Origin of the sequence: Paenarthrobacter sp. CCNWLY172, from assembly GCF_037402035.1 — a bacterium.
Classification (GTDB): Bacteria; Actinomycetota; Actinomycetes; order Actinomycetales; family Micrococcaceae; genus Arthrobacter.
The window spans coordinates 373,640-399,870 of record NZ_JBBEGB010000001.1; the positions used below are offsets into that span (position 1 = coordinate 373,640).

21 protein-coding genes are annotated in these 26,231 nt (G+C 64.1%); 11 read left to right on the forward strand and 10 right to left on the reverse strand.

The genetic code is table 11. The features are described 5' to 3' along the window. Nucleotides 1-25: 25 nt before the first annotated feature. The 4 genes from WBN73_RS01630 to WBN73_RS01645 all read left to right on the forward strand — a co-directional run bounded on the left by WBN73_RS01630 (nucleotide 26) and on the right by WBN73_RS01645 (nucleotide 4,401). On the forward strand, nucleotides 26-418 hold the full coding sequence (locus WBN73_RS01630) for a VOC family protein (protein WP_207594304.1): 393 nt from the start codon (nucleotides 26-28) through the stop codon (nucleotides 416-418). Between the two features lie 50 nt (nucleotides 419-468). Then, nucleotides 469-1,854 carry a cystathionine beta-synthase gene (locus WBN73_RS01635; protein WP_337339315.1) on the forward strand — a complete coding sequence of 462 codons (1,386 nt, stop codon included), beginning with the start codon at nucleotides 469-471 and terminating at the stop codon, nucleotides 1,852-1,854. A gap of 62 nt (nucleotides 1,855-1,916) precedes the next feature. Next, a complete protein-coding gene (locus WBN73_RS01640) occupies nucleotides 1,917-3,086 on the forward strand; it encodes a cystathionine gamma-synthase (protein ID WP_337339316.1) in 1,170 nt (389 codons plus the stop codon). Between the two features lie 4 nt (nucleotides 3,087-3,090). Beyond that, complete coding sequence (locus WBN73_RS01645) at nucleotides 3,091-4,401, forward strand: glycosyltransferase 87 family protein (protein WP_337339317.1); 1,311 nt, start codon at nucleotides 3,091-3,093, stop codon at nucleotides 4,399-4,401. A 31-nt stretch (nucleotides 4,402-4,432) separates the two neighbouring features. Here the strand turns inward: WBN73_RS01645 and WBN73_RS01650 are convergent, their stop codons facing one another. Then, nucleotides 4,433-6,550, reverse strand: coding sequence for a phosphocholine-specific phospholipase C (locus WBN73_RS01650; protein ID WP_337339318.1), 2,118 nt, complete (start codon nucleotides 6,548-6,550; stop codon nucleotides 4,433-4,435). Nucleotides 6,551-6,694: 144 nt separating this feature from the next. Next, nucleotides 6,695-7,498 carry a peptidoglycan-binding protein gene (locus WBN73_RS01655; RefSeq protein ID WP_337339319.1) on the reverse strand — a complete coding sequence of 268 codons (804 nt, stop codon included), beginning with the start codon at nucleotides 7,496-7,498 and terminating at the stop codon, nucleotides 6,695-6,697. A gap of 200 nt (nucleotides 7,499-7,698) precedes the next feature. Here WBN73_RS01655 and WBN73_RS01660 point away from each other — a divergent pair, with 200 nt between their 5' ends. Together WBN73_RS01660 and WBN73_RS01665 are read left to right on the forward strand one after the other, a co-directional pair. Then, nucleotides 7,699-8,229 carry a winged helix-turn-helix transcriptional regulator gene (locus WBN73_RS01660; RefSeq protein ID WP_207594299.1) on the forward strand — a complete coding sequence of 177 codons (531 nt, stop codon included), beginning with the start codon at nucleotides 7,699-7,701 and terminating at the stop codon, nucleotides 8,227-8,229. Then, a complete protein-coding gene (locus WBN73_RS01665; protein ID WP_337339320.1) occupies nucleotides 8,226-9,599 on the forward strand; it encodes an MFS transporter in 1,374 nt (457 codons plus the stop codon). The genes WBN73_RS01660 and WBN73_RS01665 overlap by 4 nt, the downstream gene beginning before the upstream one ends. An 85-nt stretch (nucleotides 9,600-9,684) precedes the next feature. Here the strand turns inward: WBN73_RS01665 and WBN73_RS01670 are convergent, their stop codons facing one another. From WBN73_RS01670 to WBN73_RS01685, 4 genes are read right to left on the reverse strand one after another with little or no spacing between them, the layout of a single operon-like run. Then, nucleotides 9,685-12,786, reverse strand: coding sequence for a glycoside hydrolase family 2 TIM barrel-domain containing protein (locus WBN73_RS01670; protein WP_337339321.1), 3,102 nt, complete (start codon nucleotides 12,784-12,786; stop codon nucleotides 9,685-9,687). After that, complete coding sequence (locus WBN73_RS01675) at nucleotides 12,786-13,700, reverse strand: carbohydrate ABC transporter permease (protein WP_337339322.1); 915 nt, start codon at nucleotides 13,698-13,700, stop codon at nucleotides 12,786-12,788. Before WBN73_RS01675 ends, WBN73_RS01670 begins: the two co-directional genes overlap by 1 nt. Beyond that, entirely contained in the window at nucleotides 13,697-14,656 is a 960-nt protein-coding gene (locus WBN73_RS01680; RefSeq protein WP_207594295.1) for a carbohydrate ABC transporter permease, read from the reverse strand. The genes WBN73_RS01675 and WBN73_RS01680 overlap by 4 nt, the downstream gene beginning before the upstream one ends. Further along, on the reverse strand, nucleotides 14,653-15,987 hold the full coding sequence (locus tag WBN73_RS01685) for an ABC transporter substrate-binding protein (RefSeq protein ID WP_337339323.1): 1,335 nt from the start codon (nucleotides 15,985-15,987) through the stop codon (nucleotides 14,653-14,655). The genes WBN73_RS01680 and WBN73_RS01685 overlap by 4 nt, the downstream gene beginning before the upstream one ends. A gap of 149 nt (nucleotides 15,988-16,136) precedes the next feature. On the opposite strand from WBN73_RS01685, the gene WBN73_RS01690 reads away from it, so the two are divergent. Continuing rightward, complete coding sequence (locus WBN73_RS01690) at nucleotides 16,137-16,748, forward strand: TetR/AcrR family transcriptional regulator (RefSeq protein ID WP_280623293.1); 612 nt, start codon at nucleotides 16,137-16,139, stop codon at nucleotides 16,746-16,748. Between the two features lie 25 nt (nucleotides 16,749-16,773). Here WBN73_RS01690 and WBN73_RS01695 read toward each other — a convergent pair whose 3' ends face one another. Beyond that, nucleotides 16,774-17,949, reverse strand: coding sequence for an acyl-CoA dehydrogenase family protein (locus WBN73_RS01695; RefSeq protein WP_337339324.1), 1,176 nt, complete (start codon nucleotides 17,947-17,949; stop codon nucleotides 16,774-16,776). 132 nt (nucleotides 17,950-18,081) lie between these two features. Here WBN73_RS01695 and WBN73_RS01700 point away from each other — a divergent pair, with 132 nt between their 5' ends. Then, nucleotides 18,082-19,431 (forward strand): glycosyltransferase 87 family protein, encoded by a 1,350-nt coding sequence (locus WBN73_RS01700; RefSeq protein ID WP_337339325.1) that lies wholly within the window; start codon nucleotides 18,082-18,084, stop codon nucleotides 19,429-19,431. A 123-nt stretch (nucleotides 19,432-19,554) separates the two neighbouring features. On the opposite strand, the gene WBN73_RS01705 is transcribed toward WBN73_RS01700, so the two are convergent. Genes WBN73_RS01705 through WBN73_RS01715 form a run of 3 tightly spaced genes read right to left on the reverse strand, consistent with a single transcriptional unit; the run spans nucleotide 19,555 to nucleotide 22,987 of the window. Then, nucleotides 19,555-21,081: an APC family permease gene (locus WBN73_RS01705; RefSeq protein ID WP_207594291.1), complete on the reverse strand. Its 1,527-nt coding sequence runs from the start codon at nucleotides 21,079-21,081 to the stop codon at nucleotides 19,555-19,557. After that, a complete protein-coding gene (locus WBN73_RS01710; protein WP_207594290.1) occupies nucleotides 21,078-22,283 on the reverse strand; it encodes a glutathionylspermidine synthase family protein in 1,206 nt (401 codons plus the stop codon). The genes WBN73_RS01705 and WBN73_RS01710 overlap by 4 nt, the downstream gene beginning before the upstream one ends. A 2-nt stretch (nucleotides 22,284-22,285) precedes the next feature. Then, nucleotides 22,286-22,987: a Tat pathway signal protein gene (locus tag WBN73_RS01715; RefSeq protein WP_207594289.1), complete on the reverse strand. Its 702-nt coding sequence runs from the start codon at nucleotides 22,985-22,987 to the stop codon at nucleotides 22,286-22,288. A gap of 152 nt (nucleotides 22,988-23,139) precedes the next feature. On the opposite strand from WBN73_RS01715, the gene WBN73_RS01720 reads away from it, so the two are divergent. From WBN73_RS01720 to WBN73_RS01730, 3 genes are read left to right on the forward strand one after another with little or no spacing between them, the layout of a single operon-like run. After that, nucleotides 23,140-24,654 (forward strand): sensor histidine kinase, encoded by a 1,515-nt coding sequence (locus WBN73_RS01720; protein ID WP_207594288.1) that lies wholly within the window; start codon nucleotides 23,140-23,142, stop codon nucleotides 24,652-24,654. Further along, nucleotides 24,651-25,325: a response regulator gene (locus tag WBN73_RS01725; RefSeq protein ID WP_207594287.1), complete on the forward strand. Its 675-nt coding sequence runs from the start codon at nucleotides 24,651-24,653 to the stop codon at nucleotides 25,323-25,325. The genes WBN73_RS01720 and WBN73_RS01725 overlap by 4 nt, the downstream gene beginning before the upstream one ends. 31 nt (nucleotides 25,326-25,356) lie before the next feature. Next, a complete protein-coding gene (locus WBN73_RS01730) occupies nucleotides 25,357-26,013 on the forward strand; it encodes an MOSC domain-containing protein (protein ID WP_207594286.1) in 657 nt (218 codons plus the stop codon). Nucleotides 26,014-26,231: the final 218 nt, after the last annotated feature.

Consider the following 26,231-nt stretch of genomic DNA (forward strand, 5'->3'; position numbering starts at 1 on the left):
ATCCCAGGTACAAGGAGCGCGAATCGTGGCCGCAATAGTGCATTTCGAGATTCCCACGGACGACAAAGACCGTGCCAACACCTTCTATGAAAGCGCTTTCGGCTGGAACCTCAGCCCTATGCAAGGGATGGACTACACCATAGCCATCACGGCACCCTCCGACGAACAGACCGGTACGCCGAAGGAGCCCGGAGCCATCAACGGGGCACTGTTCCCGCGGACGGACGCGCTGAAGACACCTGTGCTCACCATCGACGTGGACAACATTGATGCAGCGCTGGCTCAGGTGGAGTCTGCTGGTGGCAGCGTGGTCCAGGCCAAGGACGCCGTCCCCACCATGGGCTGGTATGCCTACTTCAAGGACACTGAGGGCAACGTCCTGGGTGTGTGGCAGACCGACACCTCCGCCGGCACGTAGCCAGGGGGCCGAAGCAAGCCCGGCACCTGGCAGGCGGTAACTTTGTACCTATGAAGTACGCCCAGTCCGTGTTGGACCTCATCGGCAATACCCCGCTCATCAAGCTCAACCACGTCACCGAGGGCATCAAAGCCACCGTCCTGGTGAAGCTCGAATACGTTAATCCCGGCGGATCCATCAAAGACCGGATCGCCGTGAAGATGATCGAGGATGCGGAAAAAGACGGCCGGCTCCAACCGGGCGGAACAATCGTAGAGCCGACGTCGGGCAACACCGGGGTGGGATTGGCACTGGTAGCCCAGCAAAAGGGCTACAAGTGCATCTTCGTTGTGCCGGACAAGGTGGGCGAGGACAAGCGTGCCGTCCTGCAGGCGTACGGCGCCGAAGTAGTTGTCACGCCCACGTCCGTGGCCCCTGACAGCCCGCAAAGTTATTACGGCGTTTCCGACCGCCTCGTCAGCGAGATCCCTGGCGCCTTCAAGCCGGACCAGTTCTCCAACCCCGCCGCCCCCGGCAGCCATTACGAGTCCACTGGCCCGGAAATCTGGCAGGACACCGACGGCCGGGTCACGCACGTGGTCATCGGCGCCGGAACAGGCGGCACCATCACCGGCACAGGCCGCTTCCTCAAGGAAGTCTCCGCGGACCGTGCAGAGTCCGACGGCGGCCAGGTCAAGATCATCGGCGCGGACCCGGAAGGTTCGGTGTACTCAGGCGGCACCGGCCGGCCCTACTTCGTGGAGGGCGTAGGCGAGGACATGTGGCCCGGAAACTACGATCCCTCCGTTCCGGATGCCGTCCTTGCAGTCTCCGATGCCGACTCTTTCTCCATGACCCGCCGCCTTGCCCGCGAAGAGGGCCTCCTGGTGGGCGGCTCGTCCGGTATGGCCGTGGTGGCTGCACTGCAGGCTGCCAAGGACCTGGATGAGTCAGCTGTCGTGGTGGTCATCCTCCCGGATTCCGGCCGCGGCTATCTGGCCAAGATCTTCAACGACCAGTGGATGCGCTCTTACGGCTTCCTCTCCGGCGGCGAAGAGTCCTCCGTGGGGGAGGTCCTCAAGTCCAAGACGGGCGAAATGCCGGACCTGGTCCACATCCACCCCAACGAGACCGTCCGCGATGTCATCAACATCATGAACGAATTCGGTGTCTCCCACATCCCGGTCCTCTCACAGGAACCACCCGTAGTCATGGGCGAGGTCGTGGGAGCTGTGGACGAGCGAAGGCTCACCAGCAAACTGTTCCGTGGCGAAGCGAAGCTGTCGGACAAGATCTCCGAACACATGGGGGAACGGCTGCCCGTTATCGGCTCACTGGAGACCATTTCAGCCGCGCGTGAGCTGCTGTCCGACGTCGATACCGTCATGGTGACCTTCGCAGGCGCCCCGGTAGGTATCCTGACGCGCCACGACCTTCTGGCGTACCTGAGCAACTAGGCGCCGGCGCCGGTCCAACCCCGGCGCCCATCCAATCGTCCAACGACCCAAGAGGAGCTTCCATGTCTGCCACCAACAACGCCGGGTTCAACACCCGCGCCGTCCACGCCGGACAGGCCTTCGAACCCCGGACCGGTGCTGTGGTGCCGCCGCTGCACTTCAGCTCCACCTATGCCCAGGACGGCATCGGCAACCTGCGGTCCGGGTACGAGTACGGACGCGGCGGCAACCCGACCCGCGACGCCCTCCAGGAGCAGTTGGCCGCCCTCGAAGGGGGTACCGCAGCGTTTTCCTTCGGCTCGGGCCTGGCTGCCGAGGACTCATTGATCCGTGCGATCGCCCGCCCCGGTGACCACATCGTCCTGGGTAACGACGCTTACGGCGGCACCTACCGCCTGATCAACCGCGTCTTGGGCGACTGGGGCATTGGCAACACCCCCGTGGACATGTCGGACCTCGACGCCGTGGCAGCAGCTGTCGCAGCGAACAACACCAAGATCGTCTGGGTGGAGACGCCATCCAACCCGATGATGAAGATCACCGACATTGAAGCCCTCGCCGCCGTAGCGCACGACGCCGGTGCCCTCCTGGTGGTGGACAACACCTTCGCGTCTCCCTACTTGCAGACCCCGCTTGCCCTGGGTGCTGACGTGGTGGTCCACTCCACCACCAAGTACATCGGCGGCCACTCCGACGTCGTGGGTGGCGCGATTGTGGTCAAGGACGATGAGTTGGCAGAGAAGATCGGCTTCATCCAGTTCGCGGTCGGTGCGGTTTCCGGTCCCATGGATGCTTTCCTCACAACCCGCGGACTGAAGACACTGGGCGTTCGCATGGACCGTCACAGTGACAACGGACAGGCAGTGGCTGAGTGGCTGCTGCAGCGTCCCGAGGTGGAAGCGGTGCTCTACCCCGGCCTCCCTGACCACCCCGGACACGAGCTTGCAGCGAAGCAGATGAAGAAGTTCGGCGGCATGGTCTCCGTTCAGTTCAAGGGTGGCGAGGCAGCGGCACGCACCGTCGCCGAATCCACCTCGGTGTTCACGCTGGCGGAATCCCTGGGTGGCATCGAGTCCCTGATGAACTATCCGTCGGAGATGACCCACGCCTCCGTGAAGGGCACCGAACTGGCGGTTCCGGTCAACCTCCTGCGCCTTTCCTGCGGGATCGAGGAAGCCGAGGACCTGATCGCCGACCTTGAGCAGGCCTTTGCCAAGATCAGTAACGGCTGACACTGTGGCTTCTCCTTCACACCCGGTTTCACAACCAGTGGTTTCCACCACCAAACGCGGCTGGATCCTCACGGTGGCCGGCGCGCTGACCCTCATGGTCGCCGTGTGGTTCCTGTATACGGACTACGAACCGTTCCTCAACGACTTCGAGGTCTACTACTACGGCGGGGGCAAGGTCCTCGAGGGTGGCGACCTCTACGCGGTGCGGGAAGGCTTGCCGTTCACGTATCCGCCCTTCGCTGCGCTGCTCTTTACCGGGTTGGCGGCCATGGGCTTCTTCGCGGGCAGCATGGTCTTCATCCTTGCTGCGCTGGTGGGTGCCGCCGTGGTGGCTGCCTGGCTTGCAAGGCACTACTTCGGCCTGTCGATGTGGCGGGCAGCGTTCGCAGACTACCGCTTCAGGACCACGGCCCTGGTGGTTACGGGAGCCATCCTCCTCCTGGGACCGTGGCGTGACACGTTCGTTTTCGGGCAGATCAACATCATCCTGATGGGGGTGATCCTGGTTGATTTCCTGCTCTACACCAAGGCCAGGGCCGGTGCCCTCCGCTGGCCCGCCGGCCTGCTGATCGGCATGGCCGCGGGAGTGAAGCTCACTCCGCTCGCCTTCGGCCTGTACTTCCTGGTGCGCCGTGACTTCAAGGCCCTGGCGTGGATGGCCGTGGGCTTCTTCGGCTCGATCGCACTGGCCTGGGCTGTTTTGCCACAGGCGTCGCTTGCCTTCTGGACCAGGATCCTGCCGGACACCGGCCGGATCGGTGGACCGGCGTATGTGGACAACCTCTCCCTGAAGGGGATGCTGCTGCACTTCGGCATGCCGGATTCATCCATCACCAACGTGGTGTGGCTGGTCCTCTCCTTGGCCACGGTGGTGTTGGCTGGACTCATCATCAAATGGGCCCTGGATGCTGACGAGAATTTCATCGCAGTATCGGCCACAGCCATCCTGATGCTGCTGATCAGCCCGGTGTCGTGGTCCCACCACTGGGTGTGGGTTGCAGTGGCCCTGCCCAGCATGGCTTTTGCGATGCACCGGGTTCCTTCCCGCAGCGGACGGATGCGCACGGCGGGCTGGGTCATCGTGGTGTGCTCCACCATCGCTTTCTACATGACGCCCAAGAACCTGGCCGTCTGGGCTGGGGCGGCCGAGTGGGGCAAGGACCCGCAGACCCAATGGCAGCTCATCATTTCCAGCCTGGGCGTGGTGTGTGCCATTGCCATGCTTGTGTATTGGGCCCTGGCGTACCGTCCATCCCGGACGGGTGCCCTCGAATCCCGCGCGCGTTCGCTTTCCTCACCGCTCAACGGCGAGTGAGGCGCCCGGGCGCGGGATCCGCTGGCCGGACCTAGCCCGAAATGCCTTCCTGGCCGTCTTCCTCACGGCCGGTCAGGCGTCGCCGGAACGTCGCATCGTCAGCTGACGTCACCTGGATGTCGTACCAACCTCCCAGTGTTTCCCAGCCGATCTTCTTCGTGTGCCCCGGCTTGAGCTTCACGGTGTCGGCGTTTTCGGTGTACTGCAGTGATTCCAGCGCCAAGGTCACGGTCGCGGTGCCGTTGTTGCGCAGCTCCAGTTCCACCGCTTTCTTGCCGCGGCGGCCAGCCAACGCGACGTCGACGCCGGACGCCGCGCCCGCCGTCGTGCCTTTCAGTTCGTATTGGTAGCGGTTGGGGCCGGTGACGATGACATCAAAGGTGCCGGCGGCCACGGGGAGCTCGAGGTTCTGGGTGCCGAGGACGTCGATGTGCCTCGGCTCCGTGACCTCGCCTGCATAGCCGTAGACAGTGAAGTGCGTGGAACGGGAGCCGCTGTTGCCCAGTGCCAGGGTGACCTTTCCGGACTGGACCGCTGCCGAAACCTTCGGCCGGTAAGGAAGTGGCCGGGCAGGGCGGGTTCCGGTTTCCTGGAGTGGCGCTATCTGGACCGTCGGAGGATTCGGGCGCCAGCGGCTGATTTTGGCAGGTACCGCGCCCGGGTGCTCAAGGGCGGGCGGCGTGCCCGGGCTGGTGAAGTTGAAGACGCCGGTCAGGTCGCCGCAGACCTCGCGGCGCCACGGCGAGATGTTCGGCTCCTCCACACCCGTCCAGCGCTCCAGGAAGCGGAGCACCGAGGTGTGATCGAAGACCTCGGAGCTGACGTAACCGCCCACGGTCCAGGGTGAGACGACGGTCATGGGCACGCGGGGGCCAAGTCCGATGGGCCTCGCTGTGGTCCATTCAGTGGATTCGCCTGACGCCGGGCGTGGCTGGACAGGAGGCGGGACGTGGTCGAAGTAGCCGTCGTTCTCGTCGAAGTTCAGGAAGATCGCGGTGCTGTCCCACGTGTCAGGGTTGCTGGCCACGGTGTCCAGGAGTCGGTAGACGAAGTTGGCGCTGCCTACAGGAGTGGATGCTCCCGGGTGTTCGGAATCGGCGGCTGACGGAACCAGCCAGCTGACCTGCGGCAATGTTCCTCCGGTGATGTCTGCACTGAGGCGTTCCAGGAGAGTATCGGGACGCCCGCGCCACATGGCCTTGTCGAAGAGCGACCTTTCAGCCTCTGTGAGAGCTGCGCGGCCCTGCTCCAGCTGGGCGAGAAGGCGGTCCTGTTCGGCGGCAGACTTGCCTGCCAGCTTGTCGTAGAACTCCTCGGTGGTGCGCAGGTTGCCTTCCACGGAGCTGAGCATCTTCCGGCCGATCGCCTTGAAGGTCTGGAAGTACTCCACGGCGTTGTCCGTGAAGTTGTCCCAGTCCTGGTAGATCTTCCACGAGACGCCGGACTGTTCCAGACGCTCGGGGTACGTGGTCCAGTCGTAACCACCGTGGGCATAACCGTAGGCGGCGTTCGTCACTGCACGCGCGGTGCTGCCCGGCTCGGTGCCTGTTGTGCCGCTCCACAGGTAGTTGCGGTTGGGGTTCGTGGAGCCGTTGACGGAGCAGTGGTAGGCGTCGCAGATGGTGAAGGTGTCCGCGAGCTCGTACTGGAGCGGGATGTCCGCACGCTCGTAGAACGTCATGGTGGAGGCACTCTTGGCCGGAATCCACTTGTCGCACCAGCCGTTGTTCCACGCCGTGGTGGTGCCGGCGAAGGAGTGGTCGAGGTCGCCCAGGTACTGGATGTCGGAGCCGGGCCTGCCTGCCAGTTCGGCGGCCTTGCGCAAAGAGAAGGGGAGGACGGTTTCGCCGGTTGCGCGTGGCTGCTCGAACATCGACGTGCCGCTGCGCAGTCGGGCTATGGATTTATCCCCATAGCCACGGACGCCGCGCAGCGAGCCGAAGTAGTGGTCAAAGGAGCGGTTCTCCTGCATCAACACGATCACGTGCTTGATGGATTGCAGGTTTCCGGGCGGGACCGGCTTGGCCATGGCGGCCTGCACCGAGGGTGGCAGCAGGGATCCCGTGGCTGCCAGCGCCGTCGCGGCAGCTGCCGTGCCGAGGAAGCCGCGGCGGGAGAATCCTTGCGCTTCGGTTGAACGATTAACCATGTTAGGGGAGTTCGAGGACATTCAGGAGTGCCTTTCGTGGTCAGAGATGACCGGGTAAGCCTAAGCAGCCCGGATGAACCTCGGGTGAAACAGGGGCAAACCGGCGGGGTGTGTCGCGCAGATCACACAGCAGCCGCCCAGCCCCTAGTTGAGGGCGATCACCAGCATCTGGTTGGTTCCCGGGATGCAGGTCTGCAACACAGCTTTGGGAAAGCCGCCGAAAACTGCTGAGACGTCACTGGTTGTCCCGCCCAGTGGGACCTGTCCACGCGCGTGCGCCGTGTAGGTTCCATAACCGGCCAATGTGACCGTTTGGCCCACGCCGATGCCGGAGAACCGGTCCCATCCGCCGCAGTAGTCGTGCTCGGTGATGAACACCGCGAAGGCATCGGTCGGGGTGTAGTGGACCGGGCCGATGCACGCGTCCACCAGCTCCTGGCCGCCCGATCCGGCAATGTAGATGGTCCGGGCGGCCAGCTTGGCGGGTGCTGGGACCGGTTCGCTGACGGGTGGGACATATTCCGTTGGTGGAATCACGACGGCGGGTGGCTCGGGTGCGGCGGGTGGCTCGGGTACGGCGGGTGGCTCGGGTGCGGCGGGTGGCTCGGGTGCGTGAGCAGGGGGCGCGGCGGGTGGTGGAGGTGCCGGGGCAGGAGGTGCTTCCTTGGGCGTGGCACGTTCCGCCGGTGGGCTCACGACGGCGGGTGCGACTTGCCGCTCAAACGATGCTGCCTCGAGAGCCATGGAGGATCCCGGGCGCGTTAACTCCGGGCGCGTTGCCGGAGCAGCGCTTTGACCGGAGAGCGGCGGCGTCATGGCGATGGCTGCAATCATGGCGCCGGCCAGCACCAAGGCCTTGACGGTACTGCGCGGCCCTGCCCGGTGGAACCGGAGCAGTGTGCCCGTCGGCGGCGTTGTGTGCGGTTCTGGTTCGCCCTGCAGAGTCATGGGAACTCCAAGCGGGAGTGGATCCGCTGTGAAAGCCGGAACGGATATTCAGGAATCCCCAGACACTTTCGATTGTAGGAACTCCCGGGCCGATATGAACCGGATGCGGATACTCGTCTTTCCGGCGTGCACTACTTGGTTGCGCGTCACGAAGGCGATACACCGTAGCTTTCTTGAGAAAAGTCAGCTACTTTGTCCCCATGCCTCTTCGCTCCGACTGGTCCGCCCGCACGTGCAGCCTGGCCCGCGGGCTCGATGTCCTTGGCGACCCTTGGGGAAGCCTGGTCCTCCGCGAAATCTTCTTCGGCAACGGCCGGTACGAAGCCATTAAGCAACGATTGGAGGTTGCGGACAACGTCCTGAGCAAACGGCTTGGCTGGCTGGTTGAGTCGGGTCTGCTGGACCGGCGCCCCTATCACGACGGCACGCGCACCCGGCAGGAATACGTCCTCACCGCCAGAGGCGAAGACGCGCTCCCCGTCCTGAACGCCATCATCATATGGGCCGAGAAGAACCTGGACGCACCCAACGAGGTGTCGCACATGAAGGTGGTCCACACCGACTGCGGTCAGTCAACATCCTCAGCCGATACCTGCACTCACTGCGGCACCGCGCTGACTGCCGCCAACACCAGCTGGCACAGCTTGACGCGCAGCGAGCATCCGCTGCCACTGGCCGTCGCGCCGGAAACCCGCCTGCCCCCATCCCCTGAAACGGAGATCCCCGCATGACCCCGCCCGAAAAGACAGACCAGGACAAACCAGCGGGTGCTCCCACCGGCAGGCGACGCCGGATCCACCCCGCCTGGATCGTGGCAGCGGTGGCCTTCCTGGCGTTGGTAGGGGCAGCAGGATTCCGTGCGGCACCCGGCGTGCTCATGGTTCCGTTACAGGAGGAGTTCGGCTGGTCAACCACAGTGTTGTCGCTGGCCGTCAGCATCAACCTGGTCCTGTTTGGCCTGACGGCGCCATTCGCGGCAGCGCTCATGGAACGCTTCGGCATCCGCAAAGTAACCTCGCTGGCGCTGTGCCTCATCGGTTTGGGGTCGGCCCTCACCGTGTTCGTGAACCAGTCCTGGCAGATCCTGCTGACCTGGGGTGTGCTGATCGGCCTCGGCACAGGCTCCATGGCCCTCGTGTTCGCGGCCACCATCGCCAACACCTGGTTCGCCAAGAGCCGTGGACTGGTGATCGGGATACTGACCGCCGGGAGTGCCGCCGGGCAGCTGGTGTTCCTCCCCTTCATCGCCGCCCTCGCCCAGAACCCGGGGTGGCGCGGGGCCTCGCTCCTCATCGCCGCCGGTGCGCTCGCCGTGGTGCCGCTGGTGCTGCGCTGGTTGCGGAACTCACCCGCCGACGTCGGGGTCCTGCCGTACGGCGCCGAGGAACCCGTGACGCGGGAGCCTCGTGCGCACGAAGCTGACCCTCAAACAGCCGACGCCGGAGCAACTACGACGGCGACGAAGGATTCCGCGAACGCGGCTGTCCGTGCCTTGCAGGTCCTCAAACGGGCCAGCAAAGTCCGCACCTTTTGGGCCTTGGCGGCGGGCTTCGCGATCTGCGGAGCAACCACCAATGGACTGATCGGCACGCACTTCATTCCGTCGGCCCACGATCACGGCCTGCCCGAGACCACAGCGGCTGGCTTGTTGGCCGTCGTCGGGATTTTTGACATTGTGGGGACCATTGCTTCCGGCTGGCTGACCGACCGATTCAACCCCAAGGTGCTGCTGGCGGTGTATTACCAATTCCGGGGAATCGGGTTGCTGGTGCTGCCTTTGCTGCTGGGCTCGACCGTGGAGCCGAGCATGATCATTTTCGTGGTGGTCTACGGGCTCGACTGGGTTGCCACCGTGCCTCCCACCGCAGCCATCTGCCGCTCGGTTTTCGGCGCCGACGGCTCCGTGGTCTTCGGCTGGGTGTTTGCTGCCCACCAGCTCGGAGCCGCAGTGGCAGCACTGCTGGCAGGATTCATCCGGGACGCCACAGGTCATTACAACTATGCATGGCTGGGTGCGGCTGCCATGTGCACCGTGGCTGCGGTCATCAGTGCCACCATCCGGAAGGACGCCGTGAAGAAAGAGCCCGTGCAGGTTGCCTGACGCTGCGGTTCCTGAAGGTTGTGGGGCCCGCTCTGCGTGCCATCCCCACCGGGAAGGACGCAGAGCGGGCCCCACAACGCTCCGTCTAGCTCGGCTTGCCTGCGTCAGTGATCCGGAACGTCAGCGTCCGCGCTTCGGGGCGCAACGCGTACTCCGGCCAAACGTCCGGCCCGCACGCCCTGGATCCGAGGCCGTGCTGGGCAGCATCGAGGTAGAGGAAGCTGCCCTTGCTTGCCGGCAACTCGTGCGGATGACCAGCTGCTGAGATCTCCTGCGCTGTGTGCCGGGAGAGAGTAAACCCGGGCAGGCGGCCACGGGAGTCCGGGGCGGCATCGAGCGTCAGCCAGGGTTGCCCGGCCTGCTGCAGGTCAAGCGAGCGTATAGCACTGCGATGTCCCGATTCCTGGGGCTTGGCGTACGGCACCGTGAGGTCATCGATGCCTGCTCCGTACCGTCCCACCAGCGTGGCGTGCATGCTGTCCGGGTAGGATTCCCGTGGTCCGGCGCCGAACCACGACGCTTGGTCCACGGACCCGGGCAGGTCGAATCGGACTCCTATCCTTGGCCAGATGATGTCCCAGCCAGTGCTTGGGACGATGTCCACACGCAGGAACAGTTCGCCACCGGAGAGCTGCCAGTTTTCCTCTACGGACACCCATTGGGCAGCATCTGCAGCGGCGTAGCGGGTTTGGACCACAACCCCGGATTCGGCGGCAGAAATTTTTTCCACGCGGGCTGTGAGCCGGTCCAGGCCTGCAGCCCGCCACACCTCTTCCATGGACGGGGCAGGGGTGCCGTTGCCGTTGTTGAGCCACGGATCGGCGTGGTCGTAGCTGCCACGGCCCGCACCGGCGTCGTTGTCCGTAGGTGCGCGCCATAACTCCAGCCGCGGTCCGGAGACCGGCAATCCGGCAAGGGAGACCAAGCGGCCGTCGGCAAAGGTGGCAGGACCCAACGAAAGTGTTCTCTTGGCAACGTCAGCCGCACGTTGGGAGGATGCTGCAGGGCGCGGGGCGCTGAGACGCGGACGGGCTTCGGTCAGTTCGAGCTGCGCCACAGAGATCACATGGCCGGCTTCAGCCCACGAGGTGTCCTTGCGGAGGACAACCTCCGCCGTCAGCCAGTGCTCGCCGGCTCCGGCCTCAAGGGTGGTGAACTCCGGCAGCCCGATCAGTGCGGTGTCGCCGGCGGCGAGTGGCCCGCCCGCTGAAGTGACGACGTCGAGCTCTCCGGAATCAACAAGTACACCGTCCACTTCGGTACGCCAGCGCAGGACGACGTCGGACGCGTCCGCCGTGTGCCGCAAATTGGCGACGGAGACGTAACGGCGCGTGCCGCCGTCGGACGCTTCCGTGGAGAAGCCCAAGCGCAGGGGAGAGACGATCTGCTTGTACTCGAAGAGGCCAGGGCTGGGCGTGGAGTCGGAGAGCACCATGCCGTCCATCACAAAGTTGGCGTCGTGCACAACCTCGCCGAAATCGCCACCATAGGCGAAAAACTCCGTGCCCTCGGCCGTCGTGGTGCGGATGCCGTGATCCCGCCATTCCCAGACGAAGCCGCCATGCAGGCGGGGGAAACGGTCCACCAGATCCTCATACTGGTCGATCGCGCCCGGACCGTTGCCCATCGCGTGCACGTATTCGCACAGGATGAACGGCTTGCTCCGCTGCCGGGCGGACTCCGCCGCGGAGCAACCCAGCAGGAGCGAGCCGGAATCGTCGCGGCCAATCGCTTCAGTTTCGGGAACGGAGGAGTACATCCGTGAGTAGACGTCGGTGTAAGCGCCGGTGTAATCGCCTTCGTAGTGGACAGGCCGGCCGCTGTCCCGGGCGTGGGTCCACGCCGACATTGCCGCCAGGTTGGAGCCCGTGCCGGATTCGTTGCCGAGGGACCACATGACGATTGAGGGGTGGTTCTTGTCCCGCTCCACCGTGCGTTCCATCCGGTCTACGTAGGCTTCGCGCCACGCGGGGTCGTCGCTGGGGTTGCCCACCCAGCCGTGCCGTTCAAAGCCGTGGGTCTCCAGATCGCATTCGAGGATCACCCAGAAACCCATCTCATCCGCGATGTCCAGCAAGCGCGGGTGTGGCGGGTAGTGGCTGGTCCGGATCGCGTTGACGTTGAACTGCTTCATCAGGGCAAGGTCGGACCGGGCGAAGTCCTCATCGAAGACCCTGCCGCGGTCCGGGTGCGTCTCGTGCCGGTTGACTCCGTGGAACACCACGCGCCGGCCGTTCACCAGGAACTGGTCACCCTTGATCTCCACGGTGCGGAAACCCAGGCGCAGCGATATGGTCTCGCCTCCGCTTGCCACGGTGGCGTTGTAGAGGCGCGGAACCTCCGCGGACCAGGGTTCGACGTCGGTGATCGCCACCGGGCCGACGTCGGCAGGGGAGTCCCAGACGACGTCGATGTCCAGTTCCGGAACTGACAGCCGAACCGGGTAGGCGGCGTTGTCCGCGGTGATTTCCGGGTCAATAACGCCTGAGCCGGCGGTGTAGGACGTCCGCAACCAGACGTCGTCGATGCCCTTCTTCGGGCGGGCCTGGAGCGTCACGTCGCGGAAGATGCCGGGCATCCACCACTGGTCCTGGTCCTCCACATAACTCGAGGCCGACCATTGATGGACTCGGACAGCAATCACGTTGCGTCCCGGGCGGAGTGCCTCGGTCACATCAAATTCCTGCGCCAGCCGGCTGCCCGTGCCAACGCCGATTTCGACCCCGTTGAGCCAGACCTTGTAGCGGGACTCGACGCCGTCGAACCTCAGCACTGTCCTCCCGGCGTCGTTCCAGTGTGCCGGGAGTTCGAATGTACGGCGGTAGTCGCCCGTAGGGTTCTCATCCGGGACGTGCGGCGCATTGGCAGGGAAGGGGAACTGGACGTTGGTGTAGATGGGGCGCCCGTAGCGGCCCTCACCCTCCAAGACCCAGTGGGCCGGAACCGGGATGGTGTCCCAGCTGGAGTCGTCCAACGCTTCATCGGCAATGGCTTCGATGTCCTCATCGGGAGGAAGGACTCCACGTCCACCCGGCGTACCGGGTGCGCCGGGAAGAAGCCGGAACCGCCACTGGCCGTTGAGGGACAGCGTGGGGGCGTCAGTGTGGAGCCAGGACCGGGCCGGGACTCTCTTGCCGGTACCGGGTCCGGTATCGGTGATGTAGTTGACGTCGGGTGACGGGGTCATTACTTAACGGCTCCTTCTGTCAGCCCGCCACGCCAGAAGCGCTGCAGGACAACCATGGCGATGCTGAGCGGAATGATGGAGAGCAGTACTCCACCGGTGGTCAGTTCGTAGAATTCGGGCAAACGGTCAACCTGGCTCAGCCAGTTGTTGAGGCCGAGCGTGATGGGGTAGAGCTCCGAGTCGGACAGCATGACCAGGGGCAGGAAGTAGTTGTTCCAAATGCCTACCAACTGGAACAGGAACACGGTGACCAGTGCCGGCGTCAGCACCTTCAGCCCAATGGTGTGGAAGATGCGGAGCTCACCGGCGCCGTCGATCCTGGCGGCCTCAATCAGCGAGCTATCCACGGTGGCCTGTGCATAGATCCTGCAAAGGAACAGGCCGAAGGGGGATACCAGCGATGGCAGCAGGACGCTCCAGTAGGTGTTCGCAAGGCCCATCTGGCTGAACAGCAGGAAGAGCGGCAGGGCGGTGGCCGTGCCGGGAACCAGTACACCGCCCAGGATCGTGCCGAACACCAGGTTCCGGCCACGGAACTGGTACTTGGCCAAGGCATAGCCTCCGGCTGCGGCAAAGTACGTGGCCAGGAGGGCGCCGACGCCCGCGTAGATCGCGGAGTTCAGGAACCACCGGCCAAAAATGCCGTTGTCGTAGCTGAGCACACGGCCGATGTTTTCCCACAGGGAGAATGTCGGGGCGAACCAGAATCCGTTGGTGGAGAAGAGATCGGCCGTGGACTTGGTGGAGGCCACGACAACCCAGTACACGGGAATCAGGAAGTACAGGGCAACCACCACCAAGAGGGCGGTGACAATGATGGTGGACGAGCGTCGTCGTCCGGCGGATCGGTCCGGGCCCGCGGGTGGTGTGCTGCGGACCGGGGCTGTGGGTTGTTTGGTTGCTGTGCCGGTCATGAGGACTTCCTGTTCGTCAGTGCGAGGAAGGCGAAGGAAAGGGCGAATGCGGCCACGGCGATGATGACCGACTGGGCTGCGGCGACGTTGTAGTCGTTGTACGCGAAGGCCGTGGTGTAGGCGCTGAGGTTGGGCGTGTATTGGCTGTCGATGGCGGGAGCGACCGTCTTAAGGACCTGTGCTTCGGCGAAGAGTTGAAGGGTTCCGATGATGGAAAACACCGTGGTGAGCATTAGGGCCGGACGAATAAGGGGCAGTTGGATGCTCCTGGCCACGCGCCAGGTGGAAGCACCGTCTACCTTGGCTGCTTCATAGAGTTCCACCGGGATGGCTTTGAGCTGCGCCACGATGATCAACATGTTGTAGCCCGTGTAGCTCCACGTGACGATGTTCGCGATGGACCAGAGCACGCTGTTGGCGCCAAGGAAATCGGGGGTGAGGCCCACCATCTTCGCGGCGTCGAACAGGGGGCTCAGGCCGGGAACGTAGAGGAAAGACCACAGGATGGTGGCGATGACGCCGGGAACGCCATAGGGCAGGAAGTAGGCGGCGCGGAAGAAGCCCGGCCACTTTGCCGAGGCTGATTCGAGCATGAGCGCCAGCACCGTGCACAGGACGATCATGACGGGCACCTGGACGACGCCGAACAGCAGCATCCTGCCGATGGACGCCACGAAGCTGCCGTCGGCCAAGGCCTGGGCGTAGTTGCTGAAACCGGCGAACTCACTCCTCACGCCGGCCTCGCCGAACAGCCCGCTGCGGGTCACTTTGGTGAAGCTGGACATGATGGCCACCACTATGGGCAGCAGGAACGTGAGGACAAAGAGGGCAAGGAAGGGTGCAAGCAGCAGCCAGGGGGCGCGTGCGGCAGCGCCGTTCCTCTTGCCGGCCTGTTTGACGGAGCGGCCAGGGGCGGCGGGGCGGCGCACTGGGGGTGCGGTGCGGGTGGTCGTCATGCCGTTTCCTTCCGGATGGTGAGGCCCTTGTTCTTGAAAACGGTGATGATCTGCTGCTCCGAAGCGGCGATGGAATCCACCAGCGACGTCCCGAAGGCCTTCTTGCGGAAACCGTCGCTGAGGATGTTGAAGGACTGTTGGGTCACCGGCCACCAGGACCAGTCCGGGTTCTGCTGTTCGGTGGCCGGGACGAAGACTTCCTGGTTGTATCGCTGGCCGCCGAAGAACGCCGACGGCTGTTGGCGGGCCGTGCCAATGAAATCGGGGTTGGGTGACCAGCCGATGCCACTGTGTTTGATTTGGGCGTCGATACCCTCTGTGGACGTGGTCAGCCACACCGCGAACTCGAGTGCTTCCTGAGGGTGCTTGCTGTTGGCAAGGACTGCGGCCGTGGAACCGCCAAGGTAGCTCGAACCGAAGCCCGTGTCACCCCACGTGGGCATCGCTGCGGCGCGCCACTTTCCCTCGGAACCGCTGACACCCTGAACCAGGGCATCGCCCCAGCTGCCGGTGATGGTCGAGGCAATCCCACCCCGGCCGGCAGCCGCAAACCAGCCGGGGGAGAAGGAGCCGTACGCTGTGGTCACGAGGTCGTCGTCGATCGCTTTGTCGAAGAAACGCGCGGTGTTCAGCGTGGCGTCGTCGGTCATGTTGATGATCCAGCCATCCTCCTCCGGGCGCAGCCACTGCGCACCGGCCTGGCCGGCGAAAGAGGCAAACGGAGAGGCGTCGCTGATGGGGAAGCAGTCCAGGTAGCTGTCCACGGAGCGAAGTTCGGCGGCCAGGGCGGCCCATTCGTCCCAGGTTTTCGGGATGCTGCCCCCCACTTTGTCCAGGATGGCCGGCTGGTAGAACATGCCCATGGGGCCCGCGTCCTGGGGGATACCGTAGACGCCTCCGGTGTAACTGACCTGCTTCCACAGGGTGGGATCGTACAGGTGGGCGTGGTCGTTGGCGCCGTAGCGCGAGAGGTCCACCAGTCCATTCACCAGCATGAACTCCGGTATGGACCGGAATTCGACCTGTGCCAGGTCCGGGCCGCCTCCTGCTGCCAAGGCCGAGTAGAGCTTTTGATACCCGCCGGAGTTGCCTCCCGGAATCCACACCACGTCCACTTGGATGGTGGGGTGGGCAGCATTCCAGACGTCTGCAACGTTTTGGAAGTCCTTGAGCCAAGCCCAGTAGGTCAGCCGCACGGGCTCTCCTGCGGCGGGAATGGTGGGGGCAGCGTTAACGGACTGCATTCCTGGAGTTGCGCACCCGGTCAGCAAGCCCATGGCTGCTGTTCCCAGGCCAGCGCCCAGGAGTTGTCTTCGCGTGAATCGGGTCATAAGCCTTCACCTCTTCGTGTCAGGTTGACGATGCCGCGCTCTGGGATTTGTGGGTCCCGCCGAGGCAAGTGTGACCACGGTAACAGAAAATTCGAGTAGCCACTCGAATTTCATATGAAGGCTGTAACGCGCATGTACACTGGCTAGCCATGACCACAAAGGACGTGGGCCGCGCAGCGAGGCGGGGCCCCTACGCGAAATCCGAGGAACGCCGCCGGACCATCCTGGATGCTGCCCACGAGGTGTTTGCTGCCCACGGGTACCGTGGCGGATCGCTGCAGGATGTTGCTGACCGGGTGGGGATGAGCCAAACCAGCCTGCTGCACTATTTCCCATCCAAGCGGGATCTCCTGATGGCAGTCCTGGAGCGGCGCGACGAGATCACCGGCGACGCCTTTCCGGACGACATGGAAGAAGGCCTGGTTGACTCGGTCATCCGGACGGCGCTCTTCAACGAGAACATTCCGGGCGTGGTTGAGCTGTACATCGTTCTGTGTGCGGAATCCGTCACCGACTCGCACCCCGGGCGGGTGTACTTCACCGAACGCTTCGAACGGCTGCGTAAGAGCTACGCGCTGCGCTTCGCCGAGCTGGCAGCCGAAGGCAGGCTCAGGCCCGGCGTGGACCCTGAATTGGCTGCCATGTCCCTGGTTGCCCTGTGGGACGGGCTGCAGACGCAATGGCTGCTGGCCCCCGACGAGGTGGACGTGGTGAAGGGCCTGCGCGGCTATTTCACGCTGGTGGTCCTCCCCGAGCCCTGACCCAACTGCGACTTACTTGGGTGAGTTAGCCGCGGAAGGCCCCGATGCCCGTGATGTGCTGGCCCAGGATCAGCGTGTGGACCTCATCCGTGCCCTCGTAGGTCCGCACGGATTCAAGGTTGTTGGCATGCCGCAGGGGTGAATAGTCCAGGGTGACGCCGTTCCCGCCCAGGATGGTGCGGGCTTCCCGGGCGATCTTGATGGCCTCGCGGACGTTGTTCAGCTTGCCCAAGGAAATCTGCTGGGGCCTAAGATGGCCGGCGTCCTTCAAACGGCCCAGGTGAAGGGCAAGCATGGTGCCCTTCTGGATCTCCACCAGCATGTTCACCAGTTTCTCCTGGGTCAATTGGTAACCGGCCAAGGGGTGGCCGAATTGGAGCCTGGTGCCCGCGTACTCCAGGGCAGCTTCGTACGAGTCGCGGGCAGCCCCCATGGCCCCCCATACGATGCCGTAACGCGCCTCGTTCAGGCACGTGAACGGTCCGCGAAGTCCAGCGGCGCCCGGGAGGATGGCCTCAGGACCCAGCCGCACGTCGTCGAACGTTACATCGCACTGAACTGAGGCACGCATGGAGAGCTTCGGCTCGATCGGCGTCGCCGTTACCCCGGCTGTTCCGGCGGGTACAAGGAAGCCCCGGATTCCATCCTCCGTGTTGGCCCACACCACCATGACATCCGCAATGGACGCGAGCCCGATCCAGCGTTTGGCGCCATCCAGGACCCAGCCATCAGCAGTTTCACGGGCGAACGTGGTCATGGATGATGGATCCGAACCCGCGCTGGGTTCCGTTAGCGCGAAGCATCCAATCAACTCGCCGGCCGCCATCCGCGGAAGCCACTGCTCCTTCTGCGCCTCGGAGCCCCAGCGGTGGATCGCCGTCATGGCGAGGGAACCCTGCACCGAGACGAACGTGCGGATCCCGGAGTCTCCGGCCTCCAATTCCATGGCTGCCAAACCATACTCGACGGCGGACCTGCCGGGACAGCCGTACCCCTCAAGATGCATCCCCAGAACCCCGAGCTCGCCCAGCTCGGGGGCGATCTCCCTCGGGAAATGAGCGTCCTCATACCAGCGTGCGATGGCGGGACGGATCCGTTGGCCCGTGAAATCACGGACTTTGTCGCGGAGAGCCAGCTCCTCCACCGTCAGCAGGGAGTCGAGGGCCAGGACGTCGGAGGTGTTCGTCGTTGAATCGCTCATTCCAGCATCCTAGGCGGCTGGCCCGCCGGTCTGGACCATGCAGCCCGCCGGCCGGGGAATCCCCTTCAGTAGTATGGAGGCGGGGGTCGCACACGTCCCCCTCTGCGATTTGGTTAACTTGGGGGATTTTGCATGGCACTGCCTGACGTCGATTTAAGGGCCGAGGCGGCGGCCGCACCACCGCGTACACAACCATCCTCGGTGCTCCTTCGCCTGCTGCCGCTGGCCGTGGTGGCGGTTCCGGTATGGATGATGCTCGCCGACTGGGCCAAGCAAGGCCTGGACTTCAGCGTCTACTGGTTCGGCGGAAGCATCCTGAACCAGTCCGGGACGTCGCCGTCGGACCTGTACGGCCCCACTGTCGCTTCCGCCGGCGGCCCGCAGCTCCCCTTTACGTACCCGCCGTTCGCGGCCCTCGTGTTTGGTGTGTTGGCCCGATTGCCACAATCATCGGCGCTCATGTTGTTCAACGTTGCAGGCGTCGCCGTGGCGGCCTGGGTGTCTGTCACCATCGTCCGGTACTGGTCATCGAAGCCAGATCTTCGGAGTGCGCTGTCGTCCAAGAAGAACTGCTGGATAGCCGCCGCGTTGTTCCTCGGAGTCCTGTTCCTGGGGCCGTGGCGCGAAACGCTGGCGTTCGGGCAGATCAACATCATCCTCATGGGCCTGATGGTCATCGACCTCCTGGGCGGTCTGTCCAAGCGGCGGGGCTTCCGGGGCGCAGGCTTCCTGGTGGGTGTTGCGGCCGGCATCAAGCTGACGCCTTTGGTGTTTGGCCTGTACTTCCTGATGCGCAAGGACTGGCGTGGGCTGGCGAACATGTCCATCGGCTTTGCCGGCACGGTGCTGCTTGGCTGGTTGTTGAGGCCTGCGGAGTCCTTGCAATTCTGGTTGGAAATCCTCCCCGATACGTCCAGAATCGGCGGCGCCGGCTACGTGGACAACCTCTCCATCAAGGGCGCCCTCCTGCACTTCGGCGTCCCGCACGACGCCGTAACCCTGCCCTGGATCGTCTTGAGCGTGGCCACCGTGATCCTGGCGGCTTTGCTCATCAAGGCGGCCAGTGACCAAGGTGCACGCGTTATTGCCCTTTCGACGACGGCACTTGCCATGCTGCTCATCAGCCCGGTTTCGTGGTCCCACCACTGGGTCTGGATGGCCGTCATCCTGCCGGCGTTCGCCTGGACCATCAAGGAAACACCGGCCCGTTACCAGGCCCAACGGGTAGTGATGAGTGCCGTGCTGGCTGTTTCAACACTGGTGTTCTTTTTCTCGCCCAAGACCATCGGCACCGCCCTGGGTTCGCCTGACTTGAATGTCCAGACGCCTGGTTTATGGATTATGGCGTCCAGTGCAGGTGTTTTCTGTGCCGTGGCCATCCTCGTCTGCTGGTTCGTTGCCCTCCGGCGTCACTCAGTCCGGATTGAGGACGTTCCGGATGTGCCGACCCGCCTGCGTCAATGGGCCGCAAGGCAACGCTGAGCCTGCGTTCCTTTCCATTTGGTCCCGGCTTCCAGCCACAGAACCAAAGAAAGGGCCGGAAACACCCGTGTCGCGGGGGTTTCCGGCCCTTTCTGGAGGACTAACCGGGAAGGTGCGCCAAGACTATTCGCCGCGTACCACTCCGGCCTCGGGCCGCTCACCGGTGAAGTAGCCGCGGGTGGACGGTGCGAAGCGGCACACGATGGCCAGCACAACACCAAGGGCCAGCAGCAGTACGCCGCTGACAAATGCCCCGCCGATGCCGAAGATCTGCGTGTCCCCGTACGACGGGTCCCACATCTGCACTGCCGAGATGAAGAAAGCCGCCGTCAGGGACAACGCTCCGAGGAGTGGCAGGATGCCCCGGAACCACAGGTTGCGGGCAGAATCCTTCAGCGTGGAGCGGAAGAACCACACACAGGAGAAGCCGGTCAGGGCGTAGTAGAACGCGATGAACAAGCTGATGGCGCTGATGGAATCGGACAGCAGGTTTTCGCTGAGGAAACTCATGGCTACGTAGTACACCACGGCCACCGCACCCATGACCTGGGTGGAGAAGCCCGGGGTCATGAAGCGCTCATGGACCTTGCCGAACCGGGCGGGGAGCGCACCGTGCACGCCCATGGACAGTGTTCCGCGCGCGGTGGGCAGGATGGTGGTTTGTGTGGAAGACAGGACGGACGCCAGCACAGCCACGATGATCAGCCAGCCCCAGGGACCCAGCACTACGTCTTTCATGGCCAGGAAGACGTCATCCTGGTTGGCCTCATTGCCCAGGCCGATGCCGTCAGTACCGATCGTGGCGTACATCATCACCAGCAGTGCTACGGAAACGTAGATCGCCACCAGCACGGAGGCTGAGATGACGGCCCCTCGGCCGGGGGTCTTGGCAGGGTTTTCGGTTTCCTCGTTGAGGGCCAGGCACGTGTCCCAGCCCCAGTAGATGAACAACGCCAGCAGCACACCATGGACCACTGCGCCGGGGTCGGCAAATGCGCCGGCCGGGTTGAACCATTCAAAGTCGAACGCCTGTCCTTCAGGCGCTCCGCCGGCAATGCGGAAGACAATGGCCACCGCGAAGATACCCAGTGAGATGTACTGGATATAGGTCAGGGTGCGTTGGACGTGCTCGCCCAACCGGATGCCGCGATGGTTCACATATGTCATGAATACGATGAACAACACGCCGGTGGCCGTCACCAGCCACGTGTTGTCGGCCAGGGAACCATCGCCGATCAGGAGCCAAAGGTACTTGCCGGCAATCTGCGCCAGGTTGGCCAAAACCACGATTCCGGCGAGGGCCACGCCCCAACCGCCGAGCCAGCCGGCCCACGGGCCGAAGGCTTTGCGGGCCCAGAAGAACGTGGTGCCGCAGTCCGGCATGGCGCTGTTCAGCTCACGGAAGGCGTAGGCAATGAACAGGACCGGGAGGAAGCCGAGGATCAGGATCAGCGGCGTGTAGTTTCCGTTGACGGCAACAATGAGCCCCAGCGTGGCCGCCAGCGAATAGACGGGCGCGGTGGATGCCAGGCCCAGCATGACGGAGTCGCCAAGGTCAAGGATCCCGGCGTGAAGGCCTTTTGAGGGCACGACGGCGGTGGGGTCGCCGCCCGCTGAGCCGCCACCCGGCGTCGAGGTTTCAGTGCTCATAGTGCAGCTCCGTAGGAAGTAGCAGGGGGCGCGATGGGCGCCGGGGCGTCAATGGTATTGGGGACAAAACGGCAGAAGTAGTCCGTGATGGGGCCGTCCGATTCCCGGATGCCGCAACCGACGGATTCGCCATCCACTACCCATAGACCCAGGACAGGATGGTTGCCATCGAAGTCGGGCAGGGAGTGGTATTGCTGGAAGCACCAGCCTTCACGGCCGTAGCCGCCTGGCTGCTGGATCTCAATGCCGGGGGCGTGGATGCGGATGTTGTCGCCTTCGCGTCCATGCAGCGGTTTGGCCACCCATTCCTTGAGTGGGCCGGGATCGCCGAGGTAGGCCGGCAGCAGGTTTTCGTGGTGGGGGTACAGATGCCACAGGGCCGCCAGCAGTGCTTTGTTGGACAGCAGCATTTTCCATGCCGGCTCAACCCAGCGCGGATTGTGGGCGCGCTGCAGAAGGCGCTGCCCGAACGGCTCCTTCATCATCAGCTCCCATGGATACAACTTGAACATGGTGCTGATCATGAAGTTGTCCAGGTCCACGAACCGGTTCAGGTTGGGGTCCCAGCCGATGTCGGACATGTTGATGCCGATGGTGGTCCAGCCACCCTGGCTTGCGACATCCCGCATGTAGGCCGCCGTCATCCAGTCCTCGCCGGATTCCTCCGCTTCGGAATGGGCTACGTGGAGCGTGCTCATGCCCGTGCGGAACTGCAGCTTCTTCCACTGCCGGATCAGGGCCTCATGGATTCCGTTCCACTGGTCTTTTTCCGGAAAGACGTCCTGGAGCCAGAACCATTGGGCCACGGAGGCTTCGATCAGCCCGGTAGGGGTATCGGCGTTGTACTCCAACATCTTGGCGGGGCCGCCCTTGCCGTCATAGATGAAGTCAAAACGGCCATAGACGTCCACATCCGCGGCCAGCAGTGACTCGCCTGCCAACTCCAGGGCTTGCTGCCCAATGCCGAGGTCGCCCATGGCGCCGGTGGCCAGGTACTTGGCGGCCTCCAGGCACATGATGTGCATTTCTTCCGCGGTTTTCTCGAGGGTCTCCACCTCGTCCACGGTGAATTCGTAATACGCCGATTCGTTCCAGTATTCGATTTTGCGGCCGTCGGGCATGGTGGTGGTCGAAAAAACCAGGCCCTGTTCTTCGATCTTTTGCTTCCAGTCCGGCCTGGGCTCGGAGGGCAGTCGACGCACGCCTAGCCTCCCGAGCTTCCGCCGCTTTTGGAGCTGCTGCCAAAGCCGCCGCGGCTGACCGTTCCGCCCTTGGTGCTGTAGCCCGTGGAGGACTTGGCTCCTGTTGGGACGTTCTTGGTGTAGCTCGGGTAGGCGTTGCGGTTTTGCCCCACAGCAGGCACGCTGGCGCCGCGGGAGTAGAAGTACCAGGCGTAGACACCGGAGCTACGGCCGGCCGAGCTGCTGTTGTTGCACTCGTTGTCGTCAACACGCTCGCCGGTTTCCTCATTGAAACAGACCTGGGCGTAGTCAGCTTCCTGCTCGTTGCTGGCAACGATCGCGGTAATGGTTCCAGCCAACAGTGCTGTCACGCCAAGGCCGACGACGACGGTGCGGCGCTGCGACCGCTTCTTCTTCTTCGCTGCCTCGGCCTCGCCGCGTTCGCGTTCCTTGGCGAACGGATCCACCACGGGGAGGGGCTGCCCCGGTTGAGGAGCTCCGGTCGCGCTGGGAGCAGCGCCTGCAGGTGCTTTCCTGCTCTTCCGCGTCGGTTTGTCCTGTTGCGGGTTCTCCTGGACAGGAGTGAACAGCTCAGGGTGGAGTTCTGGCTTGGGCACCTGCCAAGGTGGGGGCTTGGGCGGATTGTTGCCCGCTCCGAAGTCGCTGTTGTTGTCCCTGCTGCTGCCGTTGTTGCCGGCTGCGTCAGGGCTGTCTTTCGGGCCCATGTATATCCCCCTGGATAGACCGTTGAAGTGTCCGGCGGTACACCGGACCGGAATGCTCAGAGCAAGCCTAGTCCTTGCGCGCCGTGCAGGCACGGATGACGCCGGTAAATGGGGAGAACTCCCCACCGCGGGAAGCGTGTAAGGATGTAGCCATGGCGGCACCTGAGACCTACAGCAACGGCGACGACGGCGTGCTGCTCCGGCTCCCGCCGGTTCGAGGCATCGGCCGGGGGCGTGTGGTGACAGGTTTGGTGCTGGCACTCATGCTGCCGCCCGCCGTCGAACTCTTGGTGACGTTACTGAACTTCCGTAACTTCGCCATGATCATGCTGCTGCAGTTGGCCGTGGCGGTTGCGGTCGCCGCGATCGGCGGGTTGTGGCCTGCAGTGGTGGCCGCGGTTTTGGGCAGCTTCCTGCTGAACTACTTCTCGGCCGATCCGGTTGGCTCGCTTTCCATTGCCGACCCCACCACGCTGTTCACCTTGGTGGTGTTCCTGGCAGTGGCCTGCGGTGTGGCGCTCGCGGTGGGCCTGGCCAGCAGGCGGGCCCAGGAAGCAGCACGATCCGAAGCCGAAGCCACTGCCCTGAGCGAGTTGGCTCTTCGGATCCTGAGTTCGGATGGAAGCCTGGAGACCTTCCTTGAGAAGGTCCGGAGCAACCTTGGCATGGAAGCGGTGACGTTGTTGGGCTCCGCACCCCCGGGCGCGGCAGCCACGCCCGGGGCGGCTCCCGCATCGCAGGTCCTGGCGAGCGCCGGCCCCAATCCGCCGGTGACCCATGCCGCCGCCGACCATGCCGCCGTCGTCGATCCCCAGTACACGCTGCTGCTGCGCGGCGGACCCCTGACACCGCAGCGCCAGCGGCTGCTGGCCGCCTTCGGAGCCTTTGTGGTGGCCGTGCGCGAGCGGCAACAGTTGGTGAAGAGCCGGCGGGACAATGTCCGGCTGTCCGAGGGCAACAAGATGCGGACATCCATTCTGCGCGCCGTGTCGCATGACCTGAGGACGCCGTTGGCCGGTATCAAGCTGGCTGTCAGCAGCCTGCGCCAGGAGGACGTGAGTTTTCCTCCAGAGGTGGAGCGGGAACTGCTGGAGACCATCGAGGATTATGCGGACCGCCTGGATCACTTGGTGGATAATCTCCTGGACATGTCCCGAATCACCGCAGACGCGGTCAATCCGCTGCTGACCGGGATCGGCTGGGCTGAGGTACTGCCGCAGGCCCTGCGAGGTCTTCCGCCTGAGCGCCTCCGCAACGAACTGCCACCCAACCTTCCCCCGGTGCAGGCCGATGCCGGCATGCTTGAGCGCGTGGTGGCCAATATCGTTGAGAACGCCGTGAAGTACGCACCGGAATCGGATGTGGTCCTGACAGCACGGGCTGGTGCCGGCATCACCTTGGGTGACCGGCCTGCCGGCGAACTGCGGATTGTCGATCATGGCAGGGGAGTGGGCAGTGAGGAAGTCCTCACCATGTTCCAGCCGTTCCAGCGCTTCGGTGATTCGCCGGCGCCCGGACACACTGCCGGCGGCGGGATCGGGCTGGGCCTCGCAGTGGCCAAGGGGTTCTGCGAGGCCATGGGCGGGAGACTCGCTGCGGAGCCGACGCCGGGTGGTGGCTTGACCATGGTGGTCACTTTGCCGCTGTGGACTGGTGGCGCGCAATGACGCTGGTACTTATCGTCGAGGACGAGGCCCGGATCGCCCGCGCCATGCAGGTCACGCTTCAGGCCCATGGCTACCAGGCGTTGTCGGTAGGCAACGGTGCCGATGCCCTTCAGGCCGTTGCCAAGCAGCCTGTGGAGATCGTGGTGCTGGACCTCGGGCTGCCGGATATGGACGGCGTGGAGATCATCCGCCGGATCCGCGGCTGGAGCAGCATGCCCATCATTGTGCTCTCTGCCCGGCACGCGTCGGAGGACAAGGTGGAGGCGCTCGACGCCGGTGCGGACGACTACGTGACCAAGCCCTTCGGTTTGGATGAGCTGCTTGCCCGGCTTCGGGTCGCCTCGCGCCGTGTGGTCACCGGGCATGAGGAACCAACGCTGGCCACCACCGACTTCATGGTGGACCTGGCAGGCAAGAGAATCGTGAAGGACGGGGCTGAGGTCAGGCTGACGCCTACGGAGTGGAACATCCTGGAGCTGCTGGTCCGTAATAAGGGGAAGCTGGTGAGCCAGCAGCAGATCCTCACCCAGGTGTGGGGGCAGGCCTACGCCAAGGAAACCCAATACTTGCGCGTGTACATCGCCCAGCTGCGCCGGAAGTTGGAGCGGGATCCGGCAGAGCCCCGCCATCTGCACACGGAAGCGGGCATGGGCTACCGTTTTGATCCTTAACCCCGCCCCGGACCGTCCGTAGACTGATCCCATGAACACTGCTTCCCTCCTGGCCGTCTGCCGTGTCCACCAGCTGTTGCCCGACTCCGGCAGTGTGGGAGTCACAGCCTTGGACAAGCGCCCCGTCGAAGGACCCGTCAAGGTTCATAAACTGGGCGTCCACGGGGATGTGCAGGCGAACCGCATCGACCATGGTGGAGAAGACCAAGCGCTGTATGCCTATTCGCAGGCGGATGCCGATTACTGGGCGGGCGAGCTTCAACGGGAGGTGCCGGCCGGTCTCTTCGGCGAGAACCTGCGGGTGGCCGGCATCGAAACCACCGGTGCGGTCATCGGGGAACGGTGGCGGATCGGCCTGGAAGTGGAGGTCGAAGTGACGTCCCCGCGGGTTCCTTGCGCTACGTTCCAGCGGGTTCTGGACGAGCCGCAGTGGGTGAAGCGGTTCACGCAGGCCGGACGTGTGGGCACGTACCTCCGGGTGATCAAGACAGGGACCTTGTCCGCAGGCGACCATATTCACCGGACGTTCGTCCCGAAGCATGGCATCACGGTGGGCCAGTGGTTCAGCGAGCCGACGCCGGACCTTGTCCAGGCGTTGCTCGATGCGCAGGCCGACGGGGAGATCCGGCTCCAGGACGACTACCACTCCACGTTCGACAAAGTCCTGCGCCGTCACGGCCTTCAGTAGTTGCGAAGCGGCGCCGACAGCAAGGGTGTGAACAAGCTCACCGCCCTTCCTTGAGGCTTAAGTCGCGGTGAGGCCACCCCGTGCCCTACACTTGAAATATCCCCCACTCCGGAAATCCCTTTATCCTGCCCAATTCTTGAGGCAGGACTGGTAAGTGTTGGGGCCCGCAATTGTGTGCGGGCATTTTCATAGGGAGAGCCGGCTAAAGAAAACGCTGT

What these genes read in the sequence shown, in the direction of transcription:
- WBN73_RS01635 (WP_337339315.1), top strand. Translation starts at nt 469, where the DNA reads ATGAAGTACGCCCAGTCCGTGTTGGACCTCATCGGCAATACCCCGCTC.
- WBN73_RS01640 (WP_337339316.1), top strand. Translation starts at nt 1,917, where the DNA reads ATGTCTGCCACCAACAACGCCGGGTTCAACACCCGCGCCGTCCACGCC.
- WBN73_RS01650 (WP_337339318.1), bottom strand. Translation starts at nt 6,550, where the DNA reads ATGGTTAATCGTTCAACCGAAGCGCAAGGATTCTCCCGCCGCGGCTTC.
- WBN73_RS01655 (WP_337339319.1), bottom strand. Translation starts at nt 7,498, where the DNA reads ATGACTCTGCAGGGCGAACCAGAACCGCACACAACGCCGCCGACGGGC.
- WBN73_RS01660 (WP_207594299.1), top strand. Translation starts at nt 7,699, where the DNA reads ATGCCTCTTCGCTCCGACTGGTCCGCCCGCACGTGCAGCCTGGCCCGC.
- WBN73_RS01665 (WP_337339320.1), top strand. Translation starts at nt 8,226, where the DNA reads ATGACCCCGCCCGAAAAGACAGACCAGGACAAACCAGCGGGTGCTCCC.
- WBN73_RS01670 (WP_337339321.1), bottom strand. Translation starts at nt 12,786, where the DNA reads ATGACCCCGTCACCCGACGTCAACTACATCACCGATACCGGACCCGGT.
- WBN73_RS01675 (WP_337339322.1), bottom strand. Translation starts at nt 13,700, where the DNA reads ATGACCGGCACAGCAACCAAACAACCCACAGCCCCGGTCCGCAGCACA.
- WBN73_RS01680 (WP_207594295.1), bottom strand. Translation starts at nt 14,656, where the DNA reads ATGACGACCACCCGCACCGCACCCCCAGTGCGCCGCCCCGCCGCCCCT.
- WBN73_RS01685 (WP_337339323.1), bottom strand. Translation starts at nt 15,987, where the DNA reads ATGACCCGATTCACGCGAAGACAACTCCTGGGCGCTGGCCTGGGAACA.
- WBN73_RS01690 (WP_280623293.1), top strand. Translation starts at nt 16,137, where the DNA reads ATGACCACAAAGGACGTGGGCCGCGCAGCGAGGCGGGGCCCCTACGCG.
- WBN73_RS01695 (WP_337339324.1), bottom strand. Translation starts at nt 17,949, where the DNA reads ATGAGCGATTCAACGACGAACACCTCCGACGTCCTGGCCCTCGACTCC.
- WBN73_RS01700 (WP_337339325.1), top strand. Translation starts at nt 18,082, where the DNA reads ATGGCACTGCCTGACGTCGATTTAAGGGCCGAGGCGGCGGCCGCACCA.
- WBN73_RS01705 (WP_207594291.1), bottom strand. Translation starts at nt 21,081, where the DNA reads ATGAGCACTGAAACCTCGACGCCGGGTGGCGGCTCAGCGGGCGGCGAC.
- WBN73_RS01715 (WP_207594289.1), bottom strand. Translation starts at nt 22,987, where the DNA reads ATGGGCCCGAAAGACAGCCCTGACGCAGCCGGCAACAACGGCAGCAGC.
- WBN73_RS01720 (WP_207594288.1), top strand. Translation starts at nt 23,140, where the DNA reads ATGGCGGCACCTGAGACCTACAGCAACGGCGACGACGGCGTGCTGCTC.
- WBN73_RS01725 (WP_207594287.1), top strand. Translation starts at nt 24,651, where the DNA reads ATGACGCTGGTACTTATCGTCGAGGACGAGGCCCGGATCGCCCGCGCC.
- WBN73_RS01730 (WP_207594286.1), top strand. Translation starts at nt 25,357, where the DNA reads ATGAACACTGCTTCCCTCCTGGCCGTCTGCCGTGTCCACCAGCTGTTG.